A 23,624-nucleotide genomic window follows, 5' to 3' on the forward strand; every position below is an offset into this window, starting at 1 on the left:
ACGAGACGCCACGCCGCCGGTGACCGTTGCCGAAAACCGCTCAACGCGCAAAAAAAGCCCAAGGTCTTGGCACCCTGGGCTCGACAGGACATGGATCAAGTAGGGCGGCTCAGCCGGGCATGCATGTGAAGTCCTTGGTGTGCCCCAACTGATGGCCTTGGGCATCCTCCAACCGGACCCGGTATTCTTCGCCAAGGCTCGATTCTACGAGTGTGTAGTGCTCGCCCGCCTTGAACTGGCTGAACGTGATGCCCGCTTCACAGTTCATCTGGTCATCGTTGTTACCCGTGCCTTCGACGATCAAGTCCACATCCAGGGTGTGTGCGCCCGGCTTGACGTCGAAGTAGCGCCCGTCATTCAGGCGCTTGCCGTCCACGTCTTCCGCCAGCAACGTCCCCGAAGGTTCTTCCTGCAAACCGATCCAGGCTTCATTCGGGTCGGCTTTTGGCATCGGCCCCGCACACCCGGACAAGGCAGCGACCAGACCCAACACAGGTAACAGCAATAATGATTTGGCGTTCATGACACGATCCTCAGCGAGTTGAAAAGCGCCCTGTGGTCCAGGGTGGACTTCGATGAGATCAGCCTGCGACTGGCCCGGATGAACGACAAATGAATGCCCCATGAAAGCTCCTTGCGCGCCTTCCTAACGGTTTGTTCATCTGGCTGAAAGCGGCGTGTTAGGTCCCTGCATCAAGACTGCCTCTCTTTCGAACGGGTCGAAATGGGAGGTTTCCGGCATGCTCGGGCTGGTCAAGACTGCGTTGCTCAAGCCATACACGTTCATCGTGTTGGCGATTCTTATCTGTATTGTCGGACCGATGGCGGCCCTCAAGACGCCCACCGACGTCTTCCCCGACATTGGCATTCCCGTGGTGGCGGTGGTCTGGCAGTACGCCGGACTGTCCCCGGATGCCATGGCCGGCCGGGTGATTTACACCTACGAGCGCTCGCTCAGTACCACCGTCAACGACATCGAACACATCGAGTCGCAATCCCTGCCTGGCATGGGCATCGTCAAGATCTTCTTTCAGCCGGGCGTCGATATCCGCACCGCCAACGCGCAAGTGACGGCGGTATCACAAACCGTACTCAAACAGATGCCCGCCGGGATCACCCCACCGCTGATCCTCAACTACAGCGCTTCGACGGTGCCGATCCTGCAAATGGCCTTTTCCAGCCCGACCTTGTCGGAGGCGCGGATTCGCGACTTGGTGCAGAACAGCATTCGTCTGCCCCTGAGCGCCGTGCCGGGCCTGGCCATGCCGACGCCGATGGGCGGCAAGCAGCGCCAGATCACCCTCGACCTCGACCCACAGGCGCTGGCCGCGAAAGGTTTGTCGGCACAAGACGTCGGCAATGCACTGGCAGCGGGCAACCAGATCATTCCGGTGGGCACCGCCAAAATGGGCACCGATGAATACACGGTGCTGCTCAACAACAGCCCGCAAGCCATCGACGAACTCAATGACCTGCCGATCAAGACCGTCGACGGCGCGCTGATCACCATCGGCCAAGTGGCCCACGTGCGGGATGGCTCGCCGCCGCAGACCAACATCGTGCGGGTCGATGGGCGTCGCGCGGTGCTGATGCCCGCCTTGAAGAACGGCAACATTTCGACCCTGTCGATTGTCGATGACATCCGCAACATGCTGCCGCTGATCAACGAGACCCTGCCGCCCGAGCTGAAAACCTCACTGCTGGGCGACGCCTCGGTGTTCGTCAAGGAGTCGGTGGGCAGCGTGGCGCGGGAAGGCATCATTGCCGCGCTGCTGACCAGCGTGATGATCCTGCTGTTCCTTGGCAGTTGGCGTTCGACGGTAATCATCGCCGCCTCGATTCCGCTGGCGGTGCTGTCGGCGATCGCACTGCTTGCGCTCACCGGCCAGACGCTCAACGTCATGACCCTGGGCGGACTGGCCCTGGCGGTGGGGATTCTGGTGGACGACGCCACGGTGACCATCGAGAACATCAACTGGCACCTGGAACAAGGCAAGGCGGTGAAAGACGCGATCATGGACGGCGCGCGGCAGATCGTCGGCCCGGCGTTCGTATCGCTGCTGTGTATCTGCATCGTCTTCGTGCCGATGTTCATGCTGCAAGGCATTGCCGGTTACCTGTTCCGCCCGATGGCGCTGGCGGTGATCTTCGCCATGGGCAGTTCGTTTCTGCTGTCCCGCACTCTGGTGCCAACGCTGGCGATGTTCCTGCTCAAACCTCACGGGCTGGAAAGCGGCCCCGGTCATCACCCGGAAGATGCCTTCATCAACCACCATGAAGGCGACCAGCATGGCCGCCAGCGCCACGCCATCCTGCGTGCTGCCTTGCGCTTCCAACAGGGATTCGAGCAGCGTTTCTCGAACGTTCGCGACGTGTATTACGGATTGCTGGGCCTGGCCCTGAAGCGCCGTAAAGCCTTCCTGCTCGGCTTCCTCGCCTGCGTGCTGGCGAGCTTCGCGCTGCTGCCGAGCCTGGGCGAAGACTTCTTCCCGGCCACCGACGCGGGCGCCCTGTCGCTGCACGTGCGTCTGCCGCTGGGGACGCGGATCGAAGAAAGTGCTGCGGCCTTCGACCGCATCGAACAACGCATCCGCGAGATCATCCCGGCCGACGAACTGGACACGGTGATCGATAACATCGGCATCCCCCTGAGTGGCATCGACATGGCCTACAGCAGCAGCGGCACGATCGGCCCACAGGATGGCGACATTCAGGTCACGTTGAAAGCGCACCACGCACCGACCGAGGACTACGTCAAACGCCTGCGCGAGGCCCTGCCACGCAGTTTTCCCGGCAGTCAGTTTGCGTTTCTGCCCGCGGACATCAGCAGCCAGATCCTCAACTTCGGCAACCCGGCGCCGCTGGACGTGAAAATCTCCGGCCGCGACGATGCCGCCAACCGCGCCTATGCGCTGGAGTTGCAGCGCCGTCTGCAACACGTCGCCGGGATCACCGACCTGCGCATTCAGCAGTCCACCGGTTACCCCTCGATGCAGGTGAACGTCGATCGCCTGCGTGCCAAGCAACTGGGCATCACCGAAAAAGACGTGACCACCAGCCTCGGCGCCTCGTTGGCCGGGACCTCACAAGTGGCGCCGACCTACTGGCTCAACCCGAAGAACGGGGTGTCCTATTCGGTGGTCGCCGCGACCCCGCAATACCGGCTGGACAGCCTGCCGGCGCTGGAAGCCCTGCCGATCACCGGCAGCACGGGCCAGTCACAGATTCTTGGTGCCCTGGCCACGATCAAACGGGTCGACAGCCCGGCGGTCGTCACCCACTACAACATTCAGCCAACCCTGGACCTGTTCGCCAACGTGCAAGGCCGCGACCTCGGCGGCGTGGCCCGGGACGTACAAAAGGTCATCGACGGCATGGCCCACCTTCGCCCCAAAGGCGCGGTGATCAGCCTGCACGGCCAGATCGACGCGCTGCATGAAGCCTTCAGCGGCCTGAGCGTCGGTCTGCTCGGCGCCGTGGTGCTGATCTACTTGCTGATCGTGATCAATTTCCAATCCTGGATCGATCCGTTCGTGATTATCACGGCATTACCGGCAGCGCTGGCCGGTATTGTCTGGATGCTGTTTCTCAGTGGGACTTCGCTGTCGGTGCCGGCGCTGACCGGGGCGATCCTGTGCATGGGCGTCGCGACCGCCAACTCGATTCTGGTGGTGAGCTTCTGCCGAGAACGTCTGGCCGAACACGGCGACGCCCTGCTCGCAGCGCTGGAAGGTGGCTATACCCGCTTCCGGCCGGTGTGCATGACTGCGCTGGCGATGATCATCGGCATGCTGCCCCTGGCCCTCTCTCAAGAACAAAACGCGCCGCTGGGCCGTGCGGTGATCGGTGGGCTGATGCTCGCCACCACCGCCACCCTGCTGTTCGTGCCCGTGGTGTTCAGCCTCGTGCACCGTCATTCGAAACCTCAAGCTGCCGCCCCACGTGCACTGGATGGAGAAACACCCCATGTCGTCTGAAAACACCCCTTCGCGTAAACGCCTGATGCTGACCGGCGTCGGCGGCCTGACCCTGGCGGCGCTGTTGGTCACCAACGGCCTGGCAGCACGCACCCGTCATGACCATGACGTCGCGGCCTGGACCGAAAGCCAGTCCATGCCAGTGGTTACCGTGGTCTCGCCATCACGGAAGGCTCAGGGCGACATCCTGCAACTGCCAGCACGGCTGGAGGCCTGGAGCAAGGCATCGATCAACGCTCGGGTCAGCGGCTACCTGAAAGACTGGAGTGCTGACATCGGCACGCCGGTGCAGGCCGGTCAGGTCCTGGCCCACATCGACAGCCCGGAACTGGATCAGCAACTGGCGCAGACCCGCGCCCATCTGGCTCAGCAACAGGCCAACGCACGTATCGCTCAAACCACCGCCGAACGTTGGCAACACCTGCTCGCCACGCATTCGGTGTCGCAACAGGAAGTGGATGAAAAGGTCGCTGCTGCCACGGCTGCGAAAGCCGATGTACAGGCCGCTGAAGCGGATTACCGACGCCTGAATGACCTGACGGCGTACAAAACCATTCGGGCGCCATTTACCGGTACGATCACCGCACGCAACACTGACATCGGCCAGTTGATCAAGGCCGACGATGGTGGCGGCACGCCGTTGTTCAGCATGGCCGACACCCATCGCTTGCGCCTCTACGTGCCAATTCCGCAAAACTACGCCAGCGTCATCCACCCCGGCCTGTCGGTGCAGTTGAGCGTGCCAGAACACCCGGGGCAGACCTACAAGGCCACGCTACTGGGGGATTCCACGGCGGTCGATCCCCGTTCCGGCACGCTGCTGGCACAGTTCGTTGCCGATAACCCCGATGGCGCGCTGCTCCCCGGTGATTACGCCGATGCCACCTTACCCGTCGCCGCAAGCAGCCAGGGTCTGAGCATTCCGGCCAGTGCACTGATTTTCCGGGCCGAGGGCACGCAGGTCGCGACCCTGGACAGCAGCGGTCATGTGCACCTGCGCAACATTCACATTGCCATGGACCTGGGCGACCGGCTGGTGATCGATCAAGGCCTGCAGGCCGGCGACAAGGTCATCGACAACCCGCCCGATGCCCTGCGTGAAAATGATGCGGTGCAACTGGCCGACGTCGGAGGTGCGCATGCGCCCAAGGCTTGAATACCTCGCGCTTGCCATGGTGGGCGCGCTGACTTTGCAAGGCTGCTCGTTGGCGCCGAACTACGCGCCCCCTGCCGTCCCGATGCCTGCGCACTTCAAGGAAGACGCAGGGCCGTGGCGTCCGGCAAAACCCGCCGATCAGTTGCAACGCCAATGGTGGGCGGTGTTTCAGGACGCGCAACTCGATCGCCTGCAACACCGGTTACTGGACGCTAACCCCGACTTGAAAGCGGCCCTTGCCCATTACGACGCGTCGGTGGCCTATGCCAGCCAGTTGCACGCCGGGCTGTTCCCGCAGGTGAACGCCAGTGTGGCGCCGTTGCGTCAGCGGCAGTCGGACCGCAGGCCCCTGCGCGGCAACGCTCAGCCTTCGGTGTACAACAGCGACACGGCCGGTTTTAGCCTCAATTTCGACCCGGACCTATGGGGCAAGATTCGCAACCAGGTGGCAGCGGGTGACGCCCAGGCTCAAGCCTCCGCAGACGACCTGGCCGTCGCGCGCCTGAGCCTGCAAAAGCAACTGGCGACGCTCTACGTTCAGGCCCGTGGGCTGGATGCGCAAAGCCGAATTCTGCAAGCCTCACTGAACGACTACACCCAGGCCCTGCAACTGACCCGCGACCGCTATGAAGGCAAGATCGCCTCGGTGCTGGACCTGACCCGCGCCCAAAGCCAACTGGCCGAGGCCCGGGCGCAACTGGACGATGTGAAGGCCCAGAGCAACCTGAGTGAACACGCCATCGCCGAATTGGTGGGCGTGCTGCCCAGCGACTTCGTGCTTGTCCATGATGCTGAACCCTTGAAGCAGCCTGACATCCCCCAGGCGCTCCCTGGAAGCCTGTTGCAACAACGGCCCGACGTCGCCGCCGCCGAGCGTCGCGTGTTCGCCGCCAACGCCAACATTGGCGTGGCAAAAGCGGCGTGGTATCCCGATTTCAGTCTGACCGGTCTGCTCGGCGGCCAGACCCAAGGCAGCGGCAACCTGCTGGCGGCGGCCAACCGCTATTGGGCGCTGGGGCCGCTGGTCAACCTGCCGATCTTCGACGGGGGCCGCCGCAGCGCAGGCGAGCGTCAAGCCCAAGCCGAATTCGAAGAAGCCGCCGCGCAGTACCACAGTCAGGTGCTCAAAGCCGTGCGTGAGGTGGAAGACAACCTGGGCCAGTTGCGTGACCTGGAGCAGGAATCCCAGGACCAGCAAGCCGCCGTGCAGGCCGCACAAAGCGCCGAACGCATGGCGACCAGCAGCTATGAGGCGGGAGCTGTGAATTATTTGGACGTGGTGACGGCGCAGACCAATGCGTTGCAGGCGCAGCGAAGGTTGCAGGAAGTGGACACCAGTCGGTTGCAGGCCAGCGTCGGGTTGGCGGTGGCGTTGGGTGGGGGATGGACATCAGGTCACTGAGCGCAGCCCAGTAGGAGCGCGCTTGGTCTGGGCCGCACTCGGACGAATGCGATCTATCCTTCAACATCACTGTGTCTGAATTGACGCCATCGTCCGAGTGCGGCCCAGACCAAGCGCGCTCCTACGCCTTCGGCAGAAGCATTTCAGCGACGCGATTCAGACCGCGTTTCACGCCTCTACCACCGAGAAATCGAACAGCACCTGCGGCGACTCGATCAGCAGTGAGCGCATCACCTGCGGTGTGCAGCCCAGCGCCTGCAACTGCTCGACCACCGAGGCATAGCTGATCCGCTGTTCATGCTGGGTGTGCGGCCAATCACTGCCCCACACCAGCCGCTGCGGGCCGAAGGTTTGCAGCAGCAAGGGGAGCAGCGCGCGAGCGAACTCAAGGTTTTCTTGAGGGGTGCCTTCCAGCCGGTAGATGCCAGAGACCTTTGCCCAGACCTGACCACTCAAGCCCAGTTCCAGCATCTCACGCAGGCCCGCCTGATCGAGGCCAGATCGCGCATCGGGGCGACCGAAATGATCGACAACGATCTTCACGCCAAACGGCATCAGGCCATGGATCAGCGTAGGGATGTCCATCACGTGCCGATGCAGTTCAACGTGCCAGCCGAGTTCAGCGACGTGCCCGAACAGGACCTTCCATTGCGGCTCGGAAAAGTCCGGCAGCGCCTTGCCCATGAGGTTCAGGCGGATACCGACCACGCCTTGGCGGTCCATCTCCTCCAGTTCGGCGCGAGCGATGTCGCGCTCCACCACCGCCACGCCGCGCAGTTGCTCGGGTGCTTGCTTCAATGCGTCGAGCAAATAACGGTTATCGGTGCCCAGGAAGCTCGGCTGCACCAGCACGCCGTGGCTCAGGCCATGGCTGTGCAGAGTGTGCTGATACATCGCCAGCGTGGCGTCGTAATCCGGTGAGTAGCGTCGTGCCGATGTCAGATCCAGCTCCCTGCTGAATACGTGTGCGTGGCCGTCGATACCGAGGATCGACGCGGGAAAGGTGTCGGACATGGGTCTCATCTATCGGAAGAGGCGGAAGGTTGCGGTGTCACCGAACCCGCCGCCATAAGGAAACATCAAGCGCTGGCGGTTTCACTGCGCGGCGCGCTGCCTGTGGCGTCAGCAGCGCTGTTTTCAAGGCTGCGGCCGCGGGTTTCCGGCAGGCACAGCGCGGCGATCACGGCAACGCCATAGGCGATACCGGCATCGATGCCGATGGCCGAACCCAGGGACATGGACTCACTCATGTGCCCTACCAGGAAAGGGAACACTGACGACAGCACGCGACCGAAGTTGTAGCAGAAGCCGACGCCTGCCCCGCGCACGTCTGCCGGGTACAGTTCGTTGAACAGCGCCCCGAGGCTGGCCGGGATGCCTGCGGCGAAGAAGCCCAGCGGGAAACCCAGGAACAGCATCTGCGTGTTGGTCAGTGGCAGAAACACGTAGCACTGCACGGTGATGACGCAGCACAGGGCGAACAGCACGATGTTCATCCGGCGGCCGATCCGATCGATCATGAAGCCACTGGCCACGCAACCGCACCAGAACGCGAAAATGATCACGGCCAGGTATCCGCCGGAGTTGAGCACCGACAGGTTGCGCTCGGTCTTGAGGAAGGTCGGCAGCCAGGTCATCACCGCGTGGTAACCGCCGTGGGCACCCAGGCCCAGCAGGCCACCCAGCAGGGTTACGCGCAGCAGTTCAGGTCGGAAGATACCGGCCATGGACTTGAAAAAACTCTGACCGGTGGCGTTGTTTTTTTGCAGACGCTGGAAGCTGTCCGGTTCTTCGACGTTGCGGCGCACCCAGATGATCAGCAAGGACGGCAACAGGCCGACCAGGAACATTACCCGCCAGGCGATATCCGCCGGCACGAAGGAATAGATCAGCGTAAACACACCCACCGCCAGGCCCCAGCCCACCGCCCAGGCGCTTTGAACCGTGCCCATGACCTTGCCGCGGTATTTGGGATTGATGGTTTCGGCCATCAGCACCGCACCCGCGGCCCACTCCCCCCCGATGCCGAAGCCCTGCAGCGCCTTGACGATCAACAGCGAATGAAAGCCGGTGACGAACGCCGACAGGAACGTGAAGAAGGAAAACCAGAGAATCATCCATTGCAACGTCCGCACGCGACCGTAGCGGTCCGACAGCGTGCCGCCGAGCCAGCCACCGAGTGCGGAGGTGACGAGGGTAACGCCGCTGATCAGCCCGGCATCGCTTTTGCTCAACGCAAATGCGGCGATCAGCGCCGGAATGGCCAGACCGAACATCTGGACTTCCAGGGCGTCCAGCGACCAACCGCCGAAACAGGCCCAGAACGTCTTGCGCTCCCGTGGGGTGACTTGTCGATACCAGTTGAACATGCTTGTTGTCCTTATACGTAGGTGCGGCAGTTGTTGTGGGGCCCGTTCTGAGTGACAGGCTTGGCGTGTACAGCAAGGGCAAACATGAGGCCTTTGGGGCAAGAGCAGCGCCTTCCCTCAAGGCATCTTTGAATCAGCGAATATCGACGCTGTATCGAAAATGGCTGGCATGCCCTCGCGAGCGCCGCCACTCCAGTGGCTGACCGGCGTAGTTGCGGGCCAGGCGTTCGATCACCACCACGGGGCTGCCCTCGGGCACTTGCAACAGACGCGCATGCACGTCGTTTACGGCCTCGGCGGTGAGGGTTTCTTCGGCGTAGGCCACCACCTGGCCACACAGCGTCTCGTAGATCGGATAAAGCAGCGGGCCCTCTTTGCTCAGGTCGTTTTCGAGCAGGGCCTGGAACTGCACCTGAGGCAACCAGATTTCTTCGGCGAGCACCGGCTGGGCGTCGAGCAGACGCAGGCGGATCATGCGGATGACGGGCGCCTCCAGCGGCAAGCCCAACGCTTGCGACACGGCGGAAGGCGCAGTCACCGGCTCGATGGACAAGATGCGGCTTTCCGGCACCTGGCGCTCGCCGGCCATGCTTTGAAAGCGAAAGAAGCGGAACAGCGAGGATTGGAACTGAGGGCGGCGGATGAAGGTCCCACGTCCCTGCTGGCGTTCGAGAATATTCTCGTTGACCAGCATATCGATGGCTTTGCGCACGGTGCCAGTGGAGAGGCAATACTCGGTGGACAACGCGGCCTCCGTGGGAATGGCCTCACCGGGGCGCCAGCGGTTGTTGGCAATCTGCTCGGCCAATTGATCACGCAGACGTTGGTAAAGCGGCAGGCGGACATCACTGGATAGACGATTCATGGCGGCTTCGCTGTTGTAGTTATCTAGTCATCTATATGAATTTGAGCGAAGTATCATTCCGTTACAGATGCTCGTCAAGGTCCGCCGTGCGCCGTCCGGCAGCTAGCGTTCGCCATCCATTTGTGGAACGTCGATGACGTGTTCCTACATACCTTGCATGGATTTCCCTCGCTGTCCGTCCGGAACGCCGGACCTGCTCGGCAGAAATGGCCCATTGGCCGATGCCAACGGGGCTGTTTACGTGACCCACTCATTGATAGATGGATCACACCCTCATGCACCTGTATTACACCCATAACCTCAACGGCATCTTGAGCGACGAAATTGAACTCTACTCGGCCTCCGATCGGGGCTGCCGAACAGCCGTGCACCATGGGCTGATGTACTGCACTTACCTGGATGAAGAACTCGGCAACGTTAAAGTCATCAGTAAGCGCGGCGCACTGGGTTGGGATTTTGTAGACGGAGTCGACGCTGTCAGCAGTATCGTGCCGGCACTGGTGAGCCATAACGACGGGTTGTACCTGATCTACGCAAACAACAAGCAGCACATGAAAGTGTGCCGTTACAATGAAGTCTCGAAACGCTTTGTCGCTGTTCCTCGCCTGTTCGGCGACCTATCGGAAACACCGACTTTCGCTGCGCTCAACGGCGTCATGCATATGTTCTGCACAGTGCCCGACAGCGAAAACATCTTCCGTAAGTCGTCATCGGACATGATGGAATGGACACGCTCCTCGATCGTCCCCACCGGCAGCGACGGCCCGGCGATGACCCACCTGAGCCCGGTAGCGATCACCTATCAAAACATGATTCACCTGTTCTACCGGGACCGGAGAGACCGACGCTTCGGGATGATGAAATACGACGGCTTCAAATGGAGCCGGCGCGTGCTTTTGATCGACCAGGCGTATGAGCATTCGCCCGGCATCACGATTCATAACGGCCTACTCAAGCTGGTATTTGCCGGAAACACCGGCGCGCTGGAACTGTACGGCTATGACGGCAACGCGATCAGCCCGCCCGCGCTGAGCCATTCCTTGACCTGCAGCACGGCCAGCCCTTCGGCCGCCTCGCATAACGGCGAACTCAATGTCGTGTTCTCTCGATAAACGACAGGCATTCACCGATAACCCTTTAGTGCGAGATCCAGCATGCCGATTCGCTCAACTATCCGCGATTACATCGATCAACACTTATTGACGCTTGACGGGTTCAATTCCTTTGAAACTCAGCTCGAAGTGGTGATCACCGACATTGTCCAGTTAGCTTCGTCCAGTCCGGAAGACGCTCGCCACAGCGCGGCCTACCTGACCTACACCTTGTCCTTCCACTACATGCGCAGCGCCAACGAGCCAATGCAATTCCAGCTCGCGCAGACACTCACCTCGCTGTTCAGTCGGCTTTATAACGACGCGGGTTTCATCAGCCTGATCAGCCGTGTGCGCCCCCAAGGCACGTTCCCGGTACTGCTCAGCTTTTATCACCTGCATCACAGCTTCATCATGAACGGCCTGCGTGCGCCCCAGGGGCCGATGGCACTGGACCACGCCGATGCGTTGCGGATGCTGCAGATCATCGTCGGTGCAGCTTACGGACCGTGGATGTCGCGCATTCAGCTGCAAGGGGCGTTGAGGGATTATCACCACGCGCGGGTGATCAACGACGCTCAGGGCACGCGCATCGAGGTGGGTCGTTCGTCTACGGGTACGCCCAGAACCCTGAGCCTGGCCACGTGGAACATGCAAGGTTCGTCCGAAGCCACCGACACCAAATGGCGCACGTTCGTACTGACGCTGGCCCGAGAAAATGCCATCGTCATGCTTCAAGAGGCCGGGCAGCCGCCCGCATCAGCGGCTCACGTCGCAGACCACTTCCCGCAGGACCAGTTCGGCAATACCCTCAGGGTCAGTCACTACCTGTGGCAAGCAGGCAGTACCACACGCGGCGAGCAATATCAGATCTTCTTTCTCGACGTTCAGCGGCTGCGGGTGAATCTGGCCATCCTCGTCGCCAGTGGCAGCGACATCGAAGCCGTCAGCCCGGTTGTCGTTTCCGACGGTTTGCCCACCGGGAACGACGCCCCCTCCTACCGACCGGCGCTCGGCGTCGAAATCCGTTGGCGAAACGCACCAAGGCACACCGTTACCGCCTTTAACTTCCACGCCATTTCCAACGGGGGCTCGAACGCGCCGCGCATGCTCAGGGAGGTCAGTTGGCACACGCCGACGCGTTTCGTGATGGCAGGCGACTTCAACAGAGACCCGCGGCCCACGACGGCGCAAGGCAACTGGATTTCGCCGCCCGAGCTTGCCCAACTGGCCCTGCCGACGTCGGAGACCCACCCCAGTACGCAGCCCGCCTCCATGCTGGATTACGCGGTCAGCAACGGAACGATCGATCCGGTGGCCACGGGACGCGTGAGCGCAGCAGGCCCGTCCGACCATCTGGCCGCCAGTTTCGAGTTCAGCTTCCCCCTGTGATATCCATCGCATTAGGGCGTGCCCGGCACCGTTGCCGGCGCGCCCACCCTGGCTGCTCACGCCACCTTGTGCTTGGCCCGCACCCGGGCGATGTGCTCCACCAGGTACTGCGCATCCCGCGCCACGCCCGAGAAACGGCCGGAACCCCAGGTGTATAGCCACGGCAAGCCGAGGAAATACAAGCCCGGCTGCGTCGTGACCCCACGCACATGGCCCGGATGGCCACGGCCATTGAATACAGGCGCATCGACCCAGCTGAAATCCGGGGTGAAACCGATGCACCAGATGATGCTGGTGATGCCCGCTTCGCTCAGGCTCAATTGCGCCTGTTCCTGGGACGGCGCCCAAACCGGCTCGTAGCGCTCGCCCGCCGGCGCCTCGATGCCCTGCTCGGCAATGTACGCGTCGATGGAGGCATTGATGCGGTTGTAGACGGCGTCGGCCTTGTCGAGGCTGTCGGCCAGGCTCGTCGAAAACTGCAGCACATCGCCCACCAGCCCGTCCAGCCGACCAAACAATGCCATCCCTTCCAGTGCGAATTTGCGCAGATCGATGTCCCGGCCGCCATCGCGACCGGTGACGTAATGGTTGGTGTTGTCCCGCACCCCCTCGCGCAAAGGATGGGTATCCACGCCGATCTGGTAATAGCCCATCTCGGCGAGCCAATCGACCACGTCCTTGCCACGGTAGAAGCGTGCGCATCGCGGGGCGTCGCCCACGGCCAGGTACACCTTGCGACCGGCCAGATGAAGGTCCTCGGCGATCTGCGCCCCGGACTGCCCGGAGCCGACCACCAGGACATTGCCCTCGGGCAGCGCCTGCGGATTGCGGTACTGCTCGGAGTGAATTTGCGTGATGCCCGCCGGCAGACGCTCGGCCAGACGCGGAATGATCGGCGTGTGATAGCCACCCGAGGCGCAGATCACCTGATCGGCGGTGAAGTCCCCATGGGACGTCTGCACGTCGAAGCCTCCCGCTGGCCGAGGGGTCACGCGCTTGACCGCGACCCCTTCGCGAACCGGCGCATTGACCGCCCTGACGAAGCCTGCGAGGTAATCATTGATCTGGTCTTTCTTCATGAAGCCGTGAGGGTCCTGCCCACCGTGCTCTTCGCTGTACCGGTAGCCGGGCAGCGCGCATTGCCAGTTCGGAGTGACCAGGCTGAACGCATCCCAGCGCTGGTCGCGCCAGGTGTGGGTGACGCTGTGTTTTTCCAGCACCAGATGGTCGACGTTCTGCTGCTGCAGGTAATAGCTGGCCGACAGGCCGGCCTGCCCGCCGCCAACGATAATCACGCTGTGGTGCGGCGTTTTGAGGGGGGTGATCGAGCTGGGCATGGTCATGGCTCCAAAGAATATGTGGTTGAAATGAAGGACAGAGGAACTGGGTTTAATCAAAAAGAACTCCACCCGGCCCCAGTCACTCGGCCACCGCCTTCTGTCCTCATGCTGAGCACCTCCACCGCCCCGTCCTCCTGCACCTGTGCCTGGCCTTTAAGCATGCCGAGGGTGTCCATCGCCGAGCTGCAGTAAAAGCCTTTGACTTGTTTCACCCGCTCCGACGCGTTGTTCAACCCACCTTCCACACGCTGGAGAAAATCGGCCAACGGGTAGCTGGCGCCTTCTTGCAGATGGTCGTAGATCACGGTCGAGGGCGAATAGCACGCGGCCTCTTTGCCATTGGGCCAGCGAATCCTGAAGTTGACGGCGGGCATGTCAGTGCTCCTTGTGTACGAACAACGGTGAAAGATCGAGGTGGGCGTAGCTGAAGCCGGTGAACGGCTGCTCGTGGAGGTTCCAGAAGACACGGCGCTGCAGGCCGTACTGGACACTCAATTCGGCAGTGTCGGTGACCTGACCGATGCGTTCGCAGCGCAGGCCCTTGAAGGCGAACGCGGCCTGAACGTTGGGCCAATCGGCCTCGTTCAGGGTCATGAGAAAGCCGTAACTGGGGAACACCTGAAGCCAGCGCAACAGGTCGCCGTCGGCTGGGCAAGGCAGGCGCAGAAGGTCGATGTCGGCCCCGCAGCCGGTGGTTTCAAGCAGCATCAGCAGACTGCCCAGTACCCCCGCGTTACTGATGTCCTTGGCCGCCTGCAGCCATTGCGCCTCTGCCAGCCGCGGCAGCACTTCGAGCTTGCTGCGCAGGCGTTCTGCGGGTACGCCTTCGAAGGCTTTCCAGTACGTGCTGTCGGCGTGCCAGACGCCTTCGAGGTCGACGGCCATGGCGATGACCTGCCCCGGCTTGACGTGCAAGGTCGACAGCAATCGGCTGGCGGTCCCGGTGATCGCCACCGCCAATGCGGCCGGGTGACTGGCCGCCAGGCTGGTGTGTCCGCCCGCGAGGATCAGCCCATAGGCGTCGCACGCCGCGCGAATACCGGCAAGGATGGCGTTCGACTGCGCCTGATCGTGGTGCCAGTAAGCGTTGACCACCGCCGTGGGCCGACCGCCCATGGCAGTGATGTCGCTGACGTTGGCCATCACCGCCGACCAGCCTGCGAACCAGGGCGCGGCGCTGACGAAACCGGGCAACATGCCTTCGATGGCCAGCAGTTGAAACTGGTCGCCGCAGGCAATCGCCGCGGTGTCGTCGCCGGGCAACGCGTACAGCGCTTCACGGCTCAAAGGTTGGTCAACCGCGGCCATCGCCTGCGCAGGCTGCTGGATCGCCTGTTTGGACGCCATCGCCGGCGTGTGGCGGAGGGTGTCGAGCAGTGCGCCGAGGTCGATGAGCTCAGCCATGACGCGCCCCCTTCAATGGCTGCAGCGAGACCTGACGCGGCATCAACGGGTAACTCGCCAGGTCCGCCTGCATCAGGCAGTGAGGCTGGCCGAGCACGTCCAGTCGGTCGAGAGTCCGCCAGTGCAAACCATGGAAGTACGACTCATTGGGCGCTTGAACGGTGGCACGAAAGGTTTCGCAGCCCAGTTCCTTGGCCCGCGACACCGCCTCGTTGACCAACGCCTTGCCGATCATGCTGTGCCGTCGGTAAGCCTGGGCGACACACAGTCGACCGCCAAACCAGAGGCTCGGCACCGCCTCCTCCGAGGACGGATAAATGCGCACGGCACCGACCACTTGATCGGCCATTCCACAGTTGCCGGCCAAGGCGACGATGGCAATCGCCTGGAAGTCGTGGCTGTCCTTGTCGTGCACCAGCAATTGCTGCTCATCGGAAAACACCGCACGGCGCAGTGCGAAGTAGGCCTGCTTCTCCCAGTTTTCCGTGGCGGGCTTGACCACCAGTTCGCCGGCACGAAAGGGTTCGAACGTGCTGTCGACGAGGGCAAAGGCCAGATTGTTCATGATCCGTCTCCCGTGGAATGAATACCGCCTGCAGAAGCGCGCTCCTACAAAAAGCGATGGGTCGCGCCTTTATTCATGATGTTTCAACGCCGAACACGCCCCGCACTTCGCACAGCCTGCGTTGATGTTGTCCGAGTGCAATCCGTGGCGGCGCAGGCTGGCCCCGATCTGCGGGTAGAGACGGGCCATCATGGCGCTGTCGGGTTTGGGGTGATGGGCCAGCGGCGTGCCGTCGATGGGCACGAAAGGCACCACGAAGGGGTAGACGCCCAGGGCACTCAGGCGCTCGCTCATGTCGGTGATCGCCTCTTCGCTGTCACCCAGGCCCGCCAGGATGTAGGTGCTGACCTGGCCGCGCCCGAACACCTTGACCGCCGCCTCGAACGCCTCGAAATACCGGCTCAGCGGCACCTCGGCCTTGCCAGGCATGATCCGCTGGCGCACCTCGTCGGTGACGGCTTCCAAGTGCATGCCCAGCGATACCACGCCACTGTCGGCCAGCCGCTGGAACCAGCGGTCGTCATCCGGTGGCTCGCATTGGGCCTGGATCGGCAGGTCCACCGCAGCCGTCACGGCGGCAGCCGACTCGCAGAGAATCGCAGCACCGCGATCCGGGGTCTGGGGGGTGCCGGTGGTCATGACCATGTGCTTCACCCCGTCCAACTCGACGGCCGCCTTGGCCACTTCGGCCAGTTGCTGCGGGCGCTTGCGGGCAATGGTCTTGCCCGCCGCCAGCGACTGGCCGATGGCGCAGAACTGGCAGGACGTGCTGCGATCATTGAACCGAATGCAGTGCTGCAATACCGTGGTGGCCAGCACATCGGCGCTGTGCAAGGTGGCGATTTTCCAGTAGGGAATGCCGTCAGCGGTGCTGCGGCTGTAGAAGTTGGGCACCCCCGGCATCTTCACCTGGCCGACTTGCACGCCCTCGCGGAAGATCAGCGCCAGACTGCCATCGGCGCTGGGTTGCGCCTGGTAGGGAGAATTCTGCGAGGCTTGATTGAGGATGGGCACCATCATGGTCCGTCCCTCCACCGTCAGCGCCTTATGGTCCGATGGCCCGGCACCGCCCTTGCGCGACAGGCCGTTCTGGGCGGCCGGCCAGCGGACGCCATGGCATTGCAGCTCGGCGAGCAATTCACTGGTCTGCATGATCGAGCTCCTCGCGGGCAGGCATCATGGGGTGCGCATGGCGCTCGTGCAGCTTGGCGGTGGGGGTGCGGTCGATCAGCAGGCTGAGCAATTCGGGACGGCTGTAATGCCCCACTGAATCCATCATGCGCTTGCGTTTGTCGATGAGTTTCAAATCGAGATCGGCGATCACCCAGCCCTCCCCCTTGCGCAACGGCTCGCCCAGCAGCCTGCCTTCCGGCGAGACGATCGCAGTGAAACAGCCGCCGGATATCGGACCCAACGCGCAGCCGGTGTCCTGCATGATCTGGCCCTGCTGATCGGCATCGAGCCAGGCGGTGGCGTTGACCACGAAGCAGCCGGATTCCAGCGCGTGATGGCGAATGGTGACCTCGATCTGTTCGGCGAAGATCTCCCCAACCAGGGAGCCGGGGAACATCGCGACGTGGATTTGCTCGCCATCGGCCATCAGCGCGTAGCGCGCCAGCGGGTTGTAATGCTCCCAGCAGGCCAGCGATCCGATGCGTCCGACGGCGCTGTCCACGGCACGCAGGCCAGCGCCGTCGCCCTGCCCCCAGACCATGCGTTCGTGATAGGTAGGGGTGATCTTTCGCCGGTGTTGAATCAAGCTGCCGTCCGCGTCGAACAACAGCTGGGCGTTGTAGATCGTGCCGCCTTCGCGCTCGTTCACGCCCACTGAGGCGACAATGCCCGCCTCTCGGCACGCCTCGCCAATCTGGCGGGTGACATCGGAAGGCACGGTGACGGATTGCTCCAGCAGCTGCAGGTGCTCCTTGCCCATGGCGAACGGCGGCTGGACGAAGGAAAAATAGGGGTAATACGGCACCACGGTTTCGGGAAAGACCGCGAATTGCACCCCCTCGCGGCCCAATTCGAGCAGGGTACGGCACAGTTTGGCGACGGTGGCTTCGCGGGAGTACAGCACAGGGCTGAACTGAACGGCGGCGGCGCGGATGGTGGTCATGTCAGGTATTTCCTGCGGCTCTCGGATTTGTGTTGATCGTTCCCACGGTCCCCGTGGGAACGCCGCTCCAGGCGCTCTGCGCCGGCACAACGGACGCGGAGCGTCCCGGGATGCGTTCCCACGCGGAGCGTGGGAACGATCATCAGCGCATTACGCCGTCCAGGTATCGATGATCATCGCGCCTTCGCGACGCATCAGCAGGCGCAGGTCCATCACGTCCAGCGGGTTGATTGGGCGGATGCCTTCGATCAGCGCCTTCTCGGTCTGGCCATACAGCGCCTGGAGGGCAAAACGGCAGGCGTAGACCTCGCCCCCTTCAGCCATGAACGCCTTGATCTGATTGTTCACGGCCAGGTGGCCCGGAAAGGCTTCGGCGCCGAGGGTCGGGAAGCCGCGCTGGACACCCAGTTGCACGCCCGGTCCGTAGAGCAGCACTTTGGTTTCGAAACCTTTGCGCAGCAGGCGCTTGGCCTGGAGCATGTTGACCAGCCCGATCGACCCTTCGAAGGCGATGGTGTGGAAGGTCAGCAAGGCTTTTTCGCCCGGTTCGGCTTTGACGTCCTCGAACACCTTCTCTTCGTAATTGACCAGAAAGTCGCCGTCTTGATAGTGGTTGATGTCTACGCTTGGCATGTCGTCGCTCCGTTCTCAGGGTGTGTCGGTGGTCTGTTTCGATCACCGGGTGACACCCTGACCACAGCGAACGCCGTGCCAGAAAAATCCGCAGCCCGAGCGACCGCCCTAACATGTTGATTTCGCGGGAAATCGCGATCTGATCCGGTTAATTGGGCGCTGTCTGATGCTTTTCGCTGGCTACGCAATCCCGTAGAACTACGATTATTCGTACCGTCCAACCACGAGATTTCGTAGTCATGAACGAACCGGATTCGCTGATTGGCTGGGCCGACCTGGCCTATTCCTCGCGGCACATGGTGTTCGAGCATTGCGCCGAGGCCATCGCCCTGCTCGACCCTTTCGCTGACCACTTCGGCGACCTGAACATTGCCGCCTGCAAGCTGCTGGGTCATCCGCGCCAGGCGTTGCTGGAAATGCCGGTCAGCAAACTGTTCGGGCACCAATTGGCGGACCTGATCGTGTTTACCCAGGCGGTGATGGACAAGGGTCGCGGCTGGACGGATGACTTGAGCTGCAACATCAAGACCGGCGAACGCATCGAGCTGGAAATTTCCGCGACCACGCTGCAGGTCAAGGGCAAGCCACAGCTGATTCTGGTGATGCGCGAAGCGAGCCAGCAGCGCTACCAACAGGACCAGGCCCACACGGAGCGCACGATGCGTGGCGGGCTGATCGAATGGCGCAACATCCTCAACCTGTTTCAGGAGTCCGAACGCGACAACCAGTTGCTGCTCAGTTCCGTGGGCGACGGTATTTACGCCATCGACAGCCAGGGACTGGCGACCTTCGTCAATCCGGCTGGCGCGCGCATGCTCGGCTGGGAAGTCAAAGACATGATCGGCAAGAACATCCACCGTATTCACCACCACAGCCACGAGGACGGCAGCCACTATCCGGTGGAAGACTGCCCCATCTACAAGGCCGTACACGATGGCGTGGTGCATGAGGGCCGGCAGGAAGTGTTCTGGCGGCGGGACGGCAGTTTCTTTCCGGTCGAGTTCACCAGCACGCCGGTGATCTCCGACGGTCGCATTGCCGGGGCGGTGGTGGTGTTCCGCGACATCACCGAGCGCCGCACCACCGAGGCCCGGCTGCAAACCGCGCTGGAAGAGCTCAAGGTCCTCAAACAGCGGCTGGAGGACCAGAACGCCTACCTGCAAGAAGAAATCCACATCGAGCACAACTTTCGCGAGATCGTGGGCCAGAGCGCACCGATCCTGAAGATCATCAAACAGATCGACGTGGTCGCCCCCACCGACGCCAGCGTGCTGATCAACGGAGAGTCGGGCACGGGTAAAGAACTGATCGCCCGCGCCATTCACCAGGCCAGCCGGCGCAGCGCGCATCCGCTGATCCGGGTCAACTGTGCTGCGATTCCCACCGAGCTGTTCGAGAGCGAATTTTTCGGCCACATCCGGGGCGCCTTCACCGGTGCGGTCAGGGACCGTGTCGGGCGCTTCGAGCTGGCCGATGGCGGCACGCTGTTCCTTGACGAGATCGGCGAAATACCGCTGGAGTTGCAGAGCAAGCTGCTCAGGGTGTTGCAGGAGGGCCAGTTCGAACGGGTCGGCGAGGAACGCACGCGCAAGGTGGACGTGCGGATCATCGCCGCCACCAACCGAGATCTTCGGCAGGAAGTGGGGGCCAGGCATTTCCGCGAAGACCTGTATTTCCGCCTCAACGTGTTCCCGATTCAGTCGCCAGCCCTGCGCGACCGCCCGATGGACATCGCCCCGCTGGCCGCGCATTTTCTCAAGCAAGTGAGCAAACGCCTGAACATGCCAGGCAGGCGACTGCGCAACAGCGATATCGAACGGCTGCAGAACTACTCCTGGCCGGGCAATATCCGCGAGTTGCAGAACGTGATCGAACGGGGGTTGATCACCTCGACCGGTGCGGACCTGAACCTGGATTTGCCGGACGAACCCAAGGCCGTCAGCCCGTCAGCGAGTGCCCCCCTGCCCTCGGGCGGCTTTTTGACGGAATCGCAAATGCACGAGTTGGAACGCAGCAACCTGCAGGCTGCCTTGCAGGCAGCCAACGGCAAACTGTTCGGCAAAGGGGGCGCGGCGGAGTTGTTGGGGGTCAAGCCGACGACACTGGCCTCGCGCCTGAAGCGCCTGGGGATGGAATGGCGTTGAACGCATCGTTGAATCGCTCAGCAAGGATGCGCCCGCCTAAACGAGCTCTCTTGGACCACAGCGTTAAGTACCGAGCTCCGCCATCAGCCCGGCGGGATGGTGGCCAGCAGGCCGATGGAGATCGTCAGCGCCAGAAAGCCCAGAAGAAACAGCGTCATCTTGCCCATGAAAATCACCTCTCGATGTGCGCGATACAGACGCGTTCATGGCGCCCGTTCGCGTGGGTCGGTCCCATTATCGTGACCGGGGATGACTGTAATTGTGGGGGCTGGATCTGTTTCAATACAGCGCCAGATATTCGATAAAAATACAGATCAGATGAGCCCGACCAAGGCTTCCATTAAAACAAGGCTGACTCGATCGCCAGCCCCGATGACCGCTCAAAGTGAGGGACGCTGCACGTTCACCCAAGCCTGGACACTGGGCCTGAGCCACTGACGACGGGCGTATTGCCTCAAAGGCTCAGGCATCTCGTCGCCGTTGAGCAGCAACCGGTTCAGCATCACTGCCAACTCCACATCAGCGATCGACCAGTCGCCGAACAGATGCTGACGCCCGTCTGCCAACAAGGCCTGCGCGGCATGGATCAGCTTGGCCTTGGCCGCCTGACCCTCGGGGGACAATGGCCCGGCTGCCTGTGCGTAGAAAATCACCAGCGTCGAGCGTTCTTCTCGAATGGGCATCAGGTCTGAGCGCAACCAGGCCTGGATTTGCCGTGCCCGGGCCTTGTCTTCAAGCCCCCGAGGCAGGACCGGCACACTTGGAAAACGCTCGTCGAGGTACTCAATGATCGCCGACGACTCCGAGAGCGCGAATCCACCGTGCACCAGCGTAGGCACACGCTGGGTGAGCGACAGTTCGGCATAGTCCGGGGCCGATTGCTCTTGGGTGCCGAGGTTGACCTTGATCAGTTCGAAGTCAATTGCCTTTTCTGTCAGCGTCACGAACACCGACATCGCATAGGGGCTGGTGAATCGGGCATCGACGTACAGGCGCAGCGGGGCTTCGTTCACGGCATGGACTCCATATCAAGGGAAACGCCACGCTACGAGAATGCACGGCACAAGGGAAATTCGGCTTTTTCATGGGGGCATTCCCGACGGGAATGCGGCGCGCTCATGCCAGTATTGCTTGTAGCCTGGGTCGGGCAAAGTCCAGAAAACAGCGCATCTTCAACGGCATTTGGCCTCGCGAGGCATGCAACAGGTGAATGGGCGATGGATCGAGTTCGAAGGGCTCAAGCAACGGTTTCAGTTGGCCGGCCTGGATCGCCTCAAGCACTTGATAACGCATCAGGTTTACCACGCCGACCCCACGAATCGCGGCCTGCACCGCGGCCTCAGCCGTGGACACCGCCAATCGCGGTGAAACCGGAATGTCGACCACACCCCCAGCGTCCGGTGAGCGAAACTGCCAACCCGGCGTCGGCACGGGCATGGCGACCCGGACGATCGGAAACCTGCGCAAATCGTCAGGGACCGTCGGCACGCCATGGGTCGCCAGCAGGTGCGGGCTGGCACACACCATTGAGCGCATCGGGCCGACATAGGTGGCGTACAGCGCGCTGTCAGGCAGTTTGCCGATGCGCACTGCCATATCGACGTGCTCGTCGATCAGGTGCATGTTGTGATCGACCAACAGCAACCGCACGTTGATTTCGGGGTACAGCGCCAGGAAGTCCGTGACCACCGGCAGCACATGCAAACGGCCAAAGAACACAGGCGCAGTGATCACCAGTTCGCCTTTGGGGGTTTGAAACTCTCCCGCGGCTTCCCGTTCCGCGTCGTCCACCTGCTCGAGTATCCGCCGCGCCGCCGCGACATAGGCCACGCCAGCATCGGTCAATGTCAGCTTGCGGGTCCCGCGAATCAGTAAGCGGGTCCCCAATCGAGCCTCCAGCTCGGTGATTTTCCGGCTGAGCGTGGGCAGCGGCACATGCATTACCCGCCCGGCTGCCGAGAGGCTGCCGTTGTCGATGGCTGCTACGAGCATCGCCATTGATTCGAAGCGATCCATTCATCCTTCCATTTTCTGGTAAGTCGGTTCCCAAGATTAAGGGATTCTGCTGATTCCTGGAAAGCTGCAACATGGCCCTCAACGAGTCACCAACGGCTCCATCCATAACGCGGCTTGGGCCGCACAGCCAATTGCAGGAGTACCGCCATGAAACTGAATCGCTTGCTGGCCTCCACCACGCTCACCGTCGCCATGCTGACCGGCGCCAGCGCCCAGGCCGCCCCCCAACCCTCGCCGCAGCCGAAGGTGAGCCATCACTTTGTGGAGGTGCAAGGCGTGAAGATCTTTTATCGCGAGGCTGGCGACCCTGCCAAACCGACGGTGCTGCTGATGCACGGCTTTCCAACGTCGTCCTTCATGTACCGCGAGCTGATTCCCAAACTGGCGGACCGTTACCACGTGGTGGCCCCCGACATGCCAGGGTTCGGCTTTTCGGACAGCCCGGATCGCGCGCACTACGCCTACACCTTCGATAACCTGGCCAAAACCATGGACGGCTTCACCGAAGCACTCTCCCTGAAGCGATACGCCCTCGAAGTGTTCGACTACGGCGCACCGGTCGGCTGGCGCATGGCGGTTGCGCACCCTGAGCGCATCAGCGCCATCATCACCCAGAACGGCAACGCCTACGAAGAGGGCCTGAGCAGCGGCTGGAGCCCGATTCAACGCTACTGGAACGATCCGAGCCAGGCCAATCGCGATGCGCTGCGCGACTTCCTCAGCGCGCCCTCGATCAAATGGCAATACACCCAAGGCGTCAAAGACCCGGACCGCGTCGCCCCCGAGGCCTACACCCTGGATGCCGCTTTCGTGGCCCGGCCAGGGAACGATGAAATCCAGCTGGACCTGTTCAAGGACTACGCCAACAACGTGAAACGCTACCCCGAGTTCCAGGCGTATTTCCGCAAGCACCAGCCACCGTTGCTGGCGGTGTGGGGCGAGCACGATCCGTTCTTCCTGCCGCCGGGCGCCACCGCGTTCAAGCGTGACATCGCCAAGGCACAGGTCTATTTCTACGACACCGGCCACTTTGCGCTGGAGACCCATGTCGACGAAATCGGCGATCAGATCCATCGTTTCCTGGACGCCAACGTCACGCCATAACAGGTGTCATACGTCTGCTCAGCGCCTACGAAAACGCCTCCGAACGGAGG

The 23,624-nt window shown here is 62.3% G+C and carries 20 protein-coding genes; 7 read left to right on the forward strand and 13 right to left on the reverse strand.

Annotated elements, in window-relative coordinates; all coding sequences use genetic code 11:
• Nucleotides 1-109: 109 nt before the first annotated feature.
• Entirely contained in the window at nucleotides 110-523 is a 414-nt protein-coding gene (locus N5D61_RS11675; RefSeq protein ID WP_279892772.1) for a hypothetical protein, read from the reverse strand.
• Nucleotides 524-740: 217 nt separating this feature from the next.
• On the opposite strand from N5D61_RS11675, the gene N5D61_RS11680 reads away from it, so the two are divergent.
• Genes N5D61_RS11680 through N5D61_RS11690 form a run of 3 tightly spaced genes read left to right on the forward strand, consistent with a single transcriptional unit; the run spans nucleotide 741 to nucleotide 6,535 of the window.
• The gene (locus N5D61_RS11680) at nucleotides 741-3,977 is read left to right on the forward strand and encodes an efflux RND transporter permease subunit (RefSeq protein WP_279892774.1); all 3,237 of its coding nucleotides are present in this window, start codon (nucleotides 741-743) and stop codon (nucleotides 3,975-3,977) included.
• Nucleotides 3,967-5,133 carry an efflux RND transporter periplasmic adaptor subunit gene (locus N5D61_RS11685; protein WP_279892776.1) on the forward strand — a complete coding sequence of 389 codons (1,167 nt, stop codon included), beginning with the start codon at nucleotides 3,967-3,969 and terminating at the stop codon, nucleotides 5,131-5,133. Before N5D61_RS11680 ends, N5D61_RS11685 begins: the two co-directional genes overlap by 11 nt.
• On the forward strand, nucleotides 5,117-6,535 hold the full coding sequence (locus N5D61_RS11690) for an efflux transporter outer membrane subunit (RefSeq protein WP_279892778.1): 1,419 nt from the start codon (nucleotides 5,117-5,119) through the stop codon (nucleotides 6,533-6,535). Before N5D61_RS11685 ends, N5D61_RS11690 begins: the two co-directional genes overlap by 17 nt.
• A gap of 168 nt (nucleotides 6,536-6,703) precedes the next feature.
• Here N5D61_RS11690 and N5D61_RS11695 read toward each other — a convergent pair whose 3' ends face one another.
• From N5D61_RS11695 to N5D61_RS11705, 3 genes are all read right to left on the reverse strand, one after another.
• Entirely contained in the window at nucleotides 6,704-7,549 is an 846-nt protein-coding gene (locus N5D61_RS11695; protein WP_279892781.1) for an amidohydrolase family protein, read from the reverse strand.
• A gap of 65 nt (nucleotides 7,550-7,614) precedes the next feature.
• Entirely contained in the window at nucleotides 7,615-8,904 is a 1,290-nt protein-coding gene (locus tag N5D61_RS11700; RefSeq protein ID WP_279892783.1) for an MFS transporter, read from the reverse strand.
• A gap of 133 nt (nucleotides 8,905-9,037) precedes the next feature.
• The gene (locus N5D61_RS11705) at nucleotides 9,038-9,769 is read right to left on the reverse strand and encodes a GntR family transcriptional regulator (protein WP_108238601.1); all 732 of its coding nucleotides are present in this window, start codon (nucleotides 9,767-9,769) and stop codon (nucleotides 9,038-9,040) included.
• A 311-nt stretch (nucleotides 9,770-10,080) separates the two neighbouring features.
• On the opposite strand from N5D61_RS11705, the gene N5D61_RS11710 reads away from it, so the two are divergent.
• Together N5D61_RS11710 and N5D61_RS11715 are read left to right on the forward strand one after the other, a co-directional pair.
• Nucleotides 10,081-10,881 carry a hypothetical protein gene (locus N5D61_RS11710; RefSeq protein ID WP_279892786.1) on the forward strand — a complete coding sequence of 267 codons (801 nt, stop codon included), beginning with the start codon at nucleotides 10,081-10,083 and terminating at the stop codon, nucleotides 10,879-10,881.
• A gap of 42 nt (nucleotides 10,882-10,923) precedes the next feature.
• A complete protein-coding gene (locus tag N5D61_RS11715; RefSeq protein WP_279892788.1) occupies nucleotides 10,924-12,252 on the forward strand; it encodes an endonuclease/exonuclease/phosphatase family protein in 1,329 nt (442 codons plus the stop codon).
• Between the two features lie 56 nt (nucleotides 12,253-12,308).
• Here N5D61_RS11715 and N5D61_RS11720 read toward each other — a convergent pair whose 3' ends face one another.
• The 7 genes from N5D61_RS11720 to N5D61_RS11750 form a co-directional block, all read right to left on the reverse strand.
• Entirely contained in the window at nucleotides 12,309-13,589 is a 1,281-nt protein-coding gene (locus tag N5D61_RS11720) for an MSMEG_0569 family flavin-dependent oxidoreductase (RefSeq protein ID WP_279892790.1), read from the reverse strand.
• A 56-nt stretch (nucleotides 13,590-13,645) separates the two neighbouring features.
• On the reverse strand, nucleotides 13,646-13,966 hold the full coding sequence (locus N5D61_RS11725; RefSeq protein WP_108238597.1) for an MSMEG_0570 family nitrogen starvation response protein: 321 nt from the start codon (nucleotides 13,964-13,966) through the stop codon (nucleotides 13,646-13,648).
• A gap of 1 nt (nucleotide 13,967) precedes the next feature.
• Complete coding sequence (locus tag N5D61_RS11730; protein WP_279892793.1) at nucleotides 13,968-14,996, reverse strand: sll0787 family AIR synthase-like protein; 1,029 nt, start codon at nucleotides 14,994-14,996, stop codon at nucleotides 13,968-13,970.
• Nucleotides 14,989-15,561 (reverse strand): MSMEG_0567/Sll0786 family nitrogen starvation N-acetyltransferase, encoded by a 573-nt coding sequence (locus tag N5D61_RS11735; RefSeq protein ID WP_279892795.1) that lies wholly within the window; start codon nucleotides 15,559-15,561, stop codon nucleotides 14,989-14,991. Before N5D61_RS11735 ends, N5D61_RS11730 begins: the two co-directional genes overlap by 8 nt.
• A gap of 69 nt (nucleotides 15,562-15,630) precedes the next feature.
• Nucleotides 15,631-16,713, reverse strand: a complete 1,083-nt coding sequence (locus tag N5D61_RS11740) for an MSMEG_0568 family radical SAM protein (RefSeq protein ID WP_279892797.1) — start codon at nucleotides 16,711-16,713, stop codon at nucleotides 15,631-15,633.
• Nucleotides 16,700-17,677: a Nit6803 family nitrilase gene (locus N5D61_RS11745; protein ID WP_279892799.1), complete on the reverse strand. Its 978-nt coding sequence runs from the start codon at nucleotides 17,675-17,677 to the stop codon at nucleotides 16,700-16,702. The genes N5D61_RS11740 and N5D61_RS11745 overlap by 14 nt, the downstream gene beginning before the upstream one ends.
• Nucleotides 17,678-17,827: 150 nt before the next feature.
• Nucleotides 17,828-18,310, reverse strand: a complete 483-nt coding sequence (locus N5D61_RS11750; protein WP_062387355.1) for an MSMEG_0572/Sll0783 family nitrogen starvation response protein — start codon at nucleotides 18,308-18,310, stop codon at nucleotides 17,828-17,830.
• Nucleotides 18,311-18,549: 239 nt separating this feature from the next.
• Here N5D61_RS11750 and N5D61_RS11755 point away from each other — a divergent pair, with 239 nt between their 5' ends.
• Nucleotides 18,550-20,454: a sigma 54-interacting transcriptional regulator gene (locus tag N5D61_RS11755; RefSeq protein ID WP_279892803.1), complete on the forward strand. Its 1,905-nt coding sequence runs from the start codon at nucleotides 18,550-18,552 to the stop codon at nucleotides 20,452-20,454.
• 380 nt (nucleotides 20,455-20,834) lie between these two features.
• On the opposite strand, the gene yfcF is transcribed toward N5D61_RS11755, so the two are convergent.
• Together yfcF and N5D61_RS11765 are read right to left on the reverse strand one after the other, a co-directional pair.
• Nucleotides 20,835-21,467: a glutathione transferase gene (yfcF, locus tag N5D61_RS11760; RefSeq protein ID WP_279892804.1), complete on the reverse strand. Its 633-nt coding sequence runs from the start codon at nucleotides 21,465-21,467 to the stop codon at nucleotides 20,835-20,837.
• Nucleotides 21,468-21,570: 103 nt separating this feature from the next.
• Nucleotides 21,571-22,470, reverse strand: a complete 900-nt coding sequence (locus N5D61_RS11765) for a LysR family transcriptional regulator (RefSeq protein ID WP_279892805.1) — start codon at nucleotides 22,468-22,470, stop codon at nucleotides 21,571-21,573.
• A gap of 147 nt (nucleotides 22,471-22,617) precedes the next feature.
• On the opposite strand from N5D61_RS11765, the gene N5D61_RS11770 reads away from it, so the two are divergent.
• Complete coding sequence (locus N5D61_RS11770) at nucleotides 22,618-23,574, forward strand: alpha/beta hydrolase (protein WP_279892806.1); 957 nt, start codon at nucleotides 22,618-22,620, stop codon at nucleotides 23,572-23,574.
• The last annotated feature ends 50 nt before the right edge of the window (nucleotides 23,575-23,624 follow it).

The organism is Pseudomonas sp. GD03842, assembly GCF_029841165.1.
In the GTDB taxonomy this organism is placed as follows: Bacteria; Pseudomonadota; Gammaproteobacteria; order Pseudomonadales; family Pseudomonadaceae; genus Aquipseudomonas.